We start from the raw sequence: 7,081 nt of genomic DNA, 5'->3' as shown, positions 1-7,081 counted from the left end.
GCGGGAGGAGCATCGGCGGTCAGCCTCACGTACTCCTCGCCGGTTCCGGGGGCCGGGCCGGCCAGCACGCCACCGACCAGCTTCGCCGCCGCGGCTTTTTCGCGGTCCGTGCTCCCGTTCCGGAACACGACGGCGAGGATGCCCTCGGCCATGGAGCCCGGCGGCGCGCCGGCACACGCGGCGATAAGGATCGTGTCGGGCGGCGCGACGTTCACGACGAGCGGACCGCTCGGGGCCGGTGATTGGGCGCGCGCGGTATCGCCGGCAGACCGGCCGGTGTCCGGAGCGACAGGCGGGGCGGGGTAGACGCCGGTGGCCGCGCTCGCCGCCGAGTCGGCGGCGGTCTGCGCGCCGGCGGTGGCCGGCAGACTCAGCAGTCCGGCCAGCACCGCCGTGGTGAGCCGACCGCGAATCGAAGCAGCGGTCACCCTGGAAACGCCTCGCCCGGCCCGCTCCGCTGCACCAGCGCCTCGCGCGCCGCCGCGATGCGCTCGCGCTCCACGATGGCGTGCTGCGCCACCGCGCGGATCTCGAGCGTGCCGAACTGGTGTCCGCCGAGCCGCGCATCGTGCGTGGCCACCTCCGCCAGCGCGCGCCAGAGTCCGGCCTTCCCCTGGATGCCCAGCGCGAGCGACTCCAGCCCTTCGAGTCGCGCCAGCGCCGGGTGTTCTCTGGCGGCGAGGGACAGTTTCGCCCGGCCCGCCTTCTCGGCAAGCCATGCCGCCGCGCGCTTGAGCGCGCTTTCGTCCGCGTCGAGCTGGCTCAGGATCCCGCTGAGGGTCTCCTGGTCCTGCGTGATTTCCTGCCGGAGCCCGATGAGGGTCCGCTCGAGTGGCCGGCCTTCCTCGTGGGCCAGCAGACCATCGATCAGCTCGAGCGCAGCAACCGAGCCGGCGAGGTGGTCGTTCAGGTAGATGGCAAGAGCTTCGCCGGGCATCGTGCGTCCGCGCTCAGGGTGACGGAATAGCGCGGAGACCACGGACTACTTTCAGCGTGGTGATGAGCTGTCCCGTGTGCCGCGACGTGTGCTCGGCGGCGTGCGCCAGGAGGCCGATGACGGTGGCCGGCAGCGCTGCCCGGCCGACGGGGCGGCTCTCACCGAGCGCCGTGGCCGGGGTCCGGCGGAGCTGGTCGAGCGCGCGACCGATCGCAGCCGTTGCCTCGGCGGTGAGCTCGCCGATCGTCTCCTCTCCCGCCTCACCCTCTCGGCGGAGCGCGGCGAGCTGATCCGGGGTGAGCCGCTCGCCGCGCGCGTACGCGAGCAGCCGGTCGAGGCTCCCGGCCAGGTGCCGAAGGTGGAATCCCGCCGACGCGGCGCCGCCGGGGCGGACCCAGAGGTCGGACTCGTCCGCGCCCGCGGTAGCGTCGGTGATGTCCTCGCGGGCCTGGACCAGCGCGTGCGCGGCCGGCATGAGCGCGAGCGGGATGTCGGGCAGCGGACCGCGAAGCCACGCCTCGGGTGGGGAACTCATGGGTGCAATCTAATGGCGGAGAAATGGCGGAGAACCAGGGCACGGCCAGGCTGGTGCTTTCGCCTGAGGTTCATTTCGTTTACGGAAAGCCGGGCCCGCGGAGCCATGCCGTGAGGCCAGCCTCGCGGCATGCCTTCAGGACGCGTGGATCACCCGCCGTGAAGCTGCCGTCGCGCTCGAGCGCCGCCTTGAACGCCGCTCGGGTTCTGATCTCGCCGAGGTCGATCGCGAGGCGCAACTCCGTGAGCCGGTTGGCGAGCCGGATGCGGAAGGTACGGTCGGCCGGCGCATCGCCGTCGGGCACGTGGGCGTCCGTGCGAAGGAGAGGAGCTGGGCTGGAGGTGGGACGGATTGCGTTGCGTGTGTCGGGCAACGGTGCGGCCGACCGTGACCGATCACGCTGGCACTTGAACCTGGAGATGGACCGTCAACCGAGCATCAAATCGCACCCGCGGCAACGTGGCCGCCACCCCCGGGTGCCGCGACGGTGGCGGGTGACGACCTGCCCCGACCCGAAAGCTCAGGGAATGCACCTCGATCTGCCCCACCTGCTGTACAGTGGACCGGCACTCGATGACCCGGAAGTCCTGGCGCAGCTCCCCGCCGGACTCGCGGACGCGCTCCGTGGCCGGAACGGCTGTGTCGCCTACCTGGGTGGTCTCCACGTGCGCGGCGCCTGTCGTGGCCCGGCCTGGCACTCCCTTCGTCACGCGTGGCACGGGGCCGATGCGCTGCACCACCTCTTCGCGGAGGTGCAGCCCTCGGACGTGCCGTTCGCGGAGGATGCGTTCGGCGACCAGTTTCTCCTGCGCGAACGCGCCGTCGTTCGCCTGCATGGCGAGCTCGGCGAGATCAGCGACGCCGCCGAGTCACTCGATGGGTTCTTCACGGCCCTTGCGACCGACCCCGAGCGGGTGCTCGACTATCAGCCTCTGTTGACTTTTCGCCAGGCTGGGGGCGAGCTCCGGCCCGGGCAGTTGCTGGCGGCGTTCCCGCCATTCGTGCTCCAGGCGGAGGGCTCGACTCGCGAGCTCCGGGCGGTCGACGCGCTCGAGCAGCGCCGATTGCTCGCCCAACTGGCGCGCCGGCTCCACGGCCTCCCTGATGGGGCCGAGGTGAAACTGGGGGAGGGCGCCACCTGATGCCCCGGGCCGGAATTCCCTCGGAGACGTGTGAAGCCGATACGGCTTGCGGCGTCCCTGGGGAGGTCCACGGCCGGCCCGCATGCGCCGGCGCCAGGCACGAATCGCCCCGTCCGGGCCATCCAGCGAGGGCCGAACGATGAATCTCATGTACCGAACGCTCCTGCTGCTCCTCGCGTGCGCTCCCCCTCTGGCCGGGCAGACGGCTCCGCCCGCCGAGCTCGCCGCCGCCCGGAAGGCCATCGAAGCCGGCAACGTCGCGTACAAGGCTGCGTTTCTGGCATCCGACGCCGAGGCGCTGGCCAGAGTCTACGATGCGGGCGGCGCGCGGCTGAACGAGGGCGGCAAGGTGATCCGGGGCCGCCAGGCGATCGCGAGCGATGTCGCACGCTTTCTCGCCGAGGTCGGTGCGGTGCGGGTGGGCATCGAGACCGCCGAAGTCTGGCTGGTGGACGACGTCGCCTACGAGACCGGAGCGTGGTCGTACGCCTTCCACCCGAAGGGCAAGGCCGAACAGCGCATCGGCGGCCGGTACGTGACGCTCTGGAAGCGGCAGGCGGACGGCGGCTGGAGGATCTGGGCCGACATGGGGGTGCCGGGCACATGACCATGGCCGGCTCGAGCGTCCGCTACATCGTGGACGACGTGGACTCCGCGATCGAGTTCTACACTCGCCACCTCGGCTTCCATCTCGACATGCATCCGGCGCCGCCGTTCGCGATGCTCTCGCGCGGAGCGTTGCGGCTTCTCCTCAGCGCGCCGGTCGGGCAGGGCGGCGGTGCCCAGCCGATGCCCGATGGCCGGAGACCCGAGCCCGGTGGATGGAATCGCATTCAGCTCGAGGTGGGCGATCTCGCCGGTGAGGTGGAGACCCTGCGGAAGGCAGGCGCCCACTTCCGCAACGACATCGTGACCGGCGTCGGCGGGAGCCAGATCCTGCTGGAGGATCCCGCCGGCAATCCGATCGAGCTGTTCCAGCCCGTGAGTCGTCCCGGCCACGGGGCACCGGAGCAAACGGACACCGGCGGCGCGATCGCGGCGCTCTTCGGCCGCTTGACCGTCGGCGTGCACGTCGTCGGCGTCGCCCACGGCGGACAGCGCGACGGCTTTACCGCCGCGTGGCTCATGCAGGTATCGTTCGATCCCCTGCTGGTGGCACTGAGCGTCAACCCGCAGAATGCGTCCTATCGACTCCTGTCCGAGGGCGAGGGCTTCGCCGTCAGCGTGCTGAAGCAGGGTCAGCTCGACCTGGCTCGGCGGTTCGGCACCCACTCCGGCCGGGAGCAGGACAAGCTCGCAGGGGTCCGCTGGCGCCCGGGCCGCACCGGCGCGCCGATGCTGGAGGATGCGCTCGCCTGGCTCGAGTGCGCACCCGCCGGCCGCATGCAGAGCGGAGATCATGAGCTGGTGCTGGGCCGCGTGCTCGGCGGGCAGATCCTCGATCCGGACGCGAGGCCGCTGTGCTACGCCGATACCGGTGACATGGACGGGAGCAGCGCGCTGTTTCCCGCGCGGTTCTAGTGCGGTCCGGCATCGGTCAGGGCAGGCGGCCGAGCCGGGCGGAGGTCGCGGCCGCCGCCAATCGAACGGTGCCGGATCTCATTGCCCCGGGACTCGCCGTGCTCTTCTGCGGAATCAACCCGGGGCTTTACTCCGGCGCGACGGGTCACCACTTCGCCCGGCCGGGGAACCGGTTCTGGCCGGCGCTGCATGCGAGCGGCTTCACCGATCGCGTGCTCCAGCCGTGGGAGGAGCGCCGCCTGCTCGAGCGCGCCCTCGGCATCACCAATCTCGTCGCCCGCGCCACGGCTACTGCCGCCGAGCTGAGTCCGCACGAGCTGCGCGCCGGCCGCGCGCGGCTGGCGCGCAAGGTGCGCCGCTATCGGCCGGCGTGCGTGTCCGTCCTGGGCATCGGCGCCTATCGCTCCGCGTTCGGCCGGGCCGGCGCGGTGGTGGGCCGGCAGCCCGAGTCGCTGGGCCCGGCGGCTCTCTGGGTGCTGCCCAATCCCAGCGGACTGAATGCGAACCACCAGCTCGCCGATCTGGCGGAGGCGTTCGGAGCGCTGCGACGCTTCGTGACGCGGCGCCGCTGATCGGCGAGATCGTCCTCATCCCCACGACGGAGGTGTTATGCCAGGAGCGAAGCTGGTCGTCCTCTACCCGACGCCGCGCGACCCGGCGACGTTCGAACGCTTGTATCGCGAAGAGCACTCTCCCATGGTGACGCCGGCGAACTTCAAGGGCATGACCAAGTTCGTCGCGTCGAGAATCACGGGCACGGCCGACGGCGGTCCGGCGCCGTACTCCCGGATTGCCGAGCTGCACTTCCCCTCATTGCAGGCGCTGCAGGCGGCGGCTTCGGGCGAGCCGGCGGGACGCGCGGTGGCGCACGCCATCTCGATCTCCAGCGGGGGACCGCCCGTCTTCCTGATCGCGGACGAGGAGACGACGACCTTCTGAGCGGGAGCGTCCGGGGGCCCGTCGAGCCGCTGGCAGGGCTTCGCGTGTGGACCATCGGGCATTCGACCCGTACCGAGGCCGAGTTTCTCGCGCTGCTGGCCGAGCACGAGATCGAGGCGGTGGCCGATGTGCGGCGCTACCCCGGGTCGCGCCGGCTGCCGCAATTCGGGCGCGACCGGCTCGCCGCGGCCCTCGACGTGCACGGGCTGGCGTACCGGTGGCTCCCGGAGCTCGGCGGGCGCCGCCGCCCCGCGCCCGATTCCGCCAGCACCGCCTGGCGCAACGCCGGCTTTCGGGGATACGCTGACTACCTGCTGACGGAGCCCTTTGCCGACGGCCTCACCGAACTGGTAAGCATGGCCTTCGGGCTCCGGACCGCGATCATGTGCGCGGAGGCGCTCTGGTGGCGTTGCCACCGCGGCCTCATCGCCGATGTCCTCCGGTGGAGTGGGGGCGACGTCTGGCATATCCTGGGACCGGGGACTACCGCGCTGCACCCCTACACTTCGGCAGCCTCGATCCGCCGGGGCCGCCTGAGCTATGCCTCGGCGACGCCCGAGCCGGACAGGAATCCATGACCAAGCCTCCGTGGGACGAGCACGAGCGTGGCCGCGTGGCCGAGCGGGTGCGGACCACGCTTCTCCAGGCCGCGCTCGAAGCCTACGAGGACGCCGCGCTCCGGGGGCTCTGCTGCGAGGGCGCCTGGGAAGTCGCCGTGGGGGCCATGCGGGATCTCGATCTCCGCCAGGTGCCCGGAGTGGTTCGCGAGCCGGACGCATAGGCCGATGGCTGGCGCGCGCGCTTCGGCTGGTTCACTCTTCCAGGAGGGGCGGCGCGGGGCTGCCCGGCACCGAGGAGGGTCTCATGGCTCAGTGTGAAGTCTGCGGCAACGACTACTATCTGTCTTTTCAGGTCGTCGCGGCGGGCCAGACGCATACGTTCGACAGCTTCGAGTGCGCCATCCACCGGCTCGCGCCCATTTGCGCCCATTGCGGCTGCAGGATCCTGGGGCACGGGATCGAGGCCAACAATACCTTCTACTGTTGCGCGCACTGCGCGCGGCACGAGGGTGTCACCGCCGTCGCGGACCACGCCTGACCCGTGGCCGACCTGCGGATCGTCTCCCTGCGGGTCGGCCGGCCGAAGACCTACGTGATTCCCGGCGCCGAGGATCCCGCGCACGAGGTCTTCACGAGCGCCATCGGGAAGGAGCCGGTGGCCGGACCGGTCTGGCTCGACAGACACGGACTGGCGGGTGACGAGGTCGCCGACCATCGAGCCCACGGCGGACCGGAACAGGCGGTGCTGGCCTATGCGGCGAGCCACTACCCCCGCTGGTGCGCGGAGTGGGGCCGGGCCGAGGTGCCGATCGGCAGCTTCGGCGAGAACCTGACCGTCGCGGGTGCGGATGAGGAGAGCGTGTGCCTCGGAGACCAGTGGGCGATCGGCGACGCGCTCCTCGAGGTCAGCAAGCCCCGGAGCCCCTGCAACCGCGTGGCGTGGCACAACCGGCGAGACGACCTGATGCGGCGCATCCGCGCCACCGGCCGGTCCGGCTGGTACCTGCGGGTGCTGACGCCGGGGGCGCTCGAGGTGGGCGCGCCGGTCGTGCTCGCGGCTCGCAGCCATCCCGAGCTGACGGTGCGCCGGGCCGCGGCGGCCATGGCCAACCGCGAGCGCGAGCCGCGCGAGGCGATCGTCCTGCTCAACTGTCCCGCGCTCGCCGCCGACTGGCGGTACCGCCTCGCGAAGGAGGGGTTTCGCCGGGACCGGCTCGCTGAGCATCCATCACCCAGCGCCCCCAGAACAGGAGATCGATCCATGCAGCTCGTACTCGACGACCGGGAGACCGTCACGCTCCGCGAGCTCCTCGAGGCCTATCTGCCCGAGCTCCAGCGCGAGATCGCACGGACCGAGCAGCACGATCTGCGACACGTCCTCGTGCGCCGGCAGGAGCTCGGAGAGCGTCTCCTGGACCAGCTCCAGCGTGGCCCGGCCTAGGCCGGC

The 7,081-nt window shown here is 71.6% G+C and carries 13 protein-coding genes; 9 read left to right on the top strand and 4 right to left on the bottom strand.

Annotated features, from left to right (window positions below; genetic code table 11):
- From VHR41_10820 to VHR41_10805, 4 genes are all read right to left on the bottom strand, one after another.
- A partial coding sequence (locus VHR41_10820) for a hypothetical protein (protein HEX3234680.1) occupies positions 1 to 428 on the bottom strand: 428 nt, incomplete at its 3' end.
- A complete protein-coding gene (locus tag VHR41_10815) occupies positions 425 to 937 on the bottom strand; it encodes a hypothetical protein (protein ID HEX3234679.1) in 513 nt (170 codons plus the stop codon). The genes VHR41_10820 and VHR41_10815, both read right to left, overlap by 4 nt.
- Before the next feature lie 13 nt (positions 938 to 950).
- Complete coding sequence (locus tag VHR41_10810; GenBank protein HEX3234678.1) at positions 951 to 1,472, bottom strand: DinB family protein; 522 nt, start codon at positions 1,470 to 1,472, stop codon at positions 951 to 953.
- 79 nt (positions 1,473 to 1,551) lie between these two features.
- On the bottom strand, positions 1,552 to 1,776 hold the full coding sequence (locus tag VHR41_10805; protein ID HEX3234677.1) for a hypothetical protein: 225 nt from the start codon (positions 1,774 to 1,776) through the stop codon (positions 1,552 to 1,554).
- 223 nt (positions 1,777 to 1,999) lie between these two features.
- On the opposite strand from VHR41_10805, the gene VHR41_10800 reads away from it, so the two are divergent.
- The 9 genes from VHR41_10800 to VHR41_10760 all read left to right on the top strand — a co-directional run bounded on the left by VHR41_10800 (position 2,000) and on the right by VHR41_10760 (position 7,075).
- Positions 2,000 to 2,614, top strand: coding sequence for a hypothetical protein (locus VHR41_10800; protein ID HEX3234676.1), 615 nt, complete (start codon positions 2,000 to 2,002; stop codon positions 2,612 to 2,614).
- A 148-nt stretch (positions 2,615 to 2,762) separates the two neighbouring features.
- A complete protein-coding gene (locus tag VHR41_10795) occupies positions 2,763 to 3,221 on the top strand; it encodes an SgcJ/EcaC family oxidoreductase (protein HEX3234675.1) in 459 nt (152 codons plus the stop codon).
- Positions 3,218 to 4,135 (top strand): flavin reductase, encoded by a 918-nt coding sequence (locus tag VHR41_10790; GenBank protein HEX3234674.1) that lies wholly within the window; start codon positions 3,218 to 3,220, stop codon positions 4,133 to 4,135. Before VHR41_10795 ends, VHR41_10790 begins: the two co-directional genes overlap by 4 nt.
- Positions 4,135 to 4,707 (top strand): G/U mismatch-specific DNA glycosylase, encoded by a 573-nt coding sequence (gene mug, locus VHR41_10785; GenBank protein HEX3234673.1) that lies wholly within the window; start codon positions 4,135 to 4,137, stop codon positions 4,705 to 4,707. The genes VHR41_10790 and mug overlap by 1 nt, the downstream gene beginning before the upstream one ends.
- A gap of 37 nt (positions 4,708 to 4,744) precedes the next feature.
- Positions 4,745 to 5,074: an EthD family reductase gene (locus VHR41_10780; protein ID HEX3234672.1), complete on the top strand. Its 330-nt coding sequence runs from the start codon at positions 4,745 to 4,747 to the stop codon at positions 5,072 to 5,074.
- 44 nt (positions 5,075 to 5,118) lie between these two features.
- Positions 5,119 to 5,652 (top strand): DUF488 domain-containing protein, encoded by a 534-nt coding sequence (locus VHR41_10775; GenBank protein HEX3234671.1) that lies wholly within the window; start codon positions 5,119 to 5,121, stop codon positions 5,650 to 5,652.
- Positions 5,649 to 5,855, top strand: a complete 207-nt coding sequence (locus VHR41_10770; GenBank protein HEX3234670.1) for a hypothetical protein — start codon at positions 5,649 to 5,651, stop codon at positions 5,853 to 5,855. The genes VHR41_10775 and VHR41_10770 overlap by 4 nt, the downstream gene beginning before the upstream one ends.
- Before the next feature lie 83 nt (positions 5,856 to 5,938).
- A complete protein-coding gene (locus VHR41_10765; GenBank protein ID HEX3234669.1) occupies positions 5,939 to 6,172 on the top strand; it encodes a hypothetical protein in 234 nt (77 codons plus the stop codon).
- Between the two features lie 3 nt (positions 6,173 to 6,175).
- A complete protein-coding gene (locus VHR41_10760) occupies positions 6,176 to 7,075 on the top strand; it encodes an MOSC domain-containing protein (protein HEX3234668.1) in 900 nt (299 codons plus the stop codon).
- Positions 7,076 to 7,081 lie beyond the last annotated feature (6 nt).

This window comes from Gemmatimonadales bacterium, assembly GCA_036265815.1.
Classification (GTDB): Bacteria; Gemmatimonadota; Gemmatimonadetes; order Gemmatimonadales; family GWC2-71-9; genus CAVVWJ01.
This window is presented reverse-complemented; position numbering and strand designations above follow the sequence as displayed.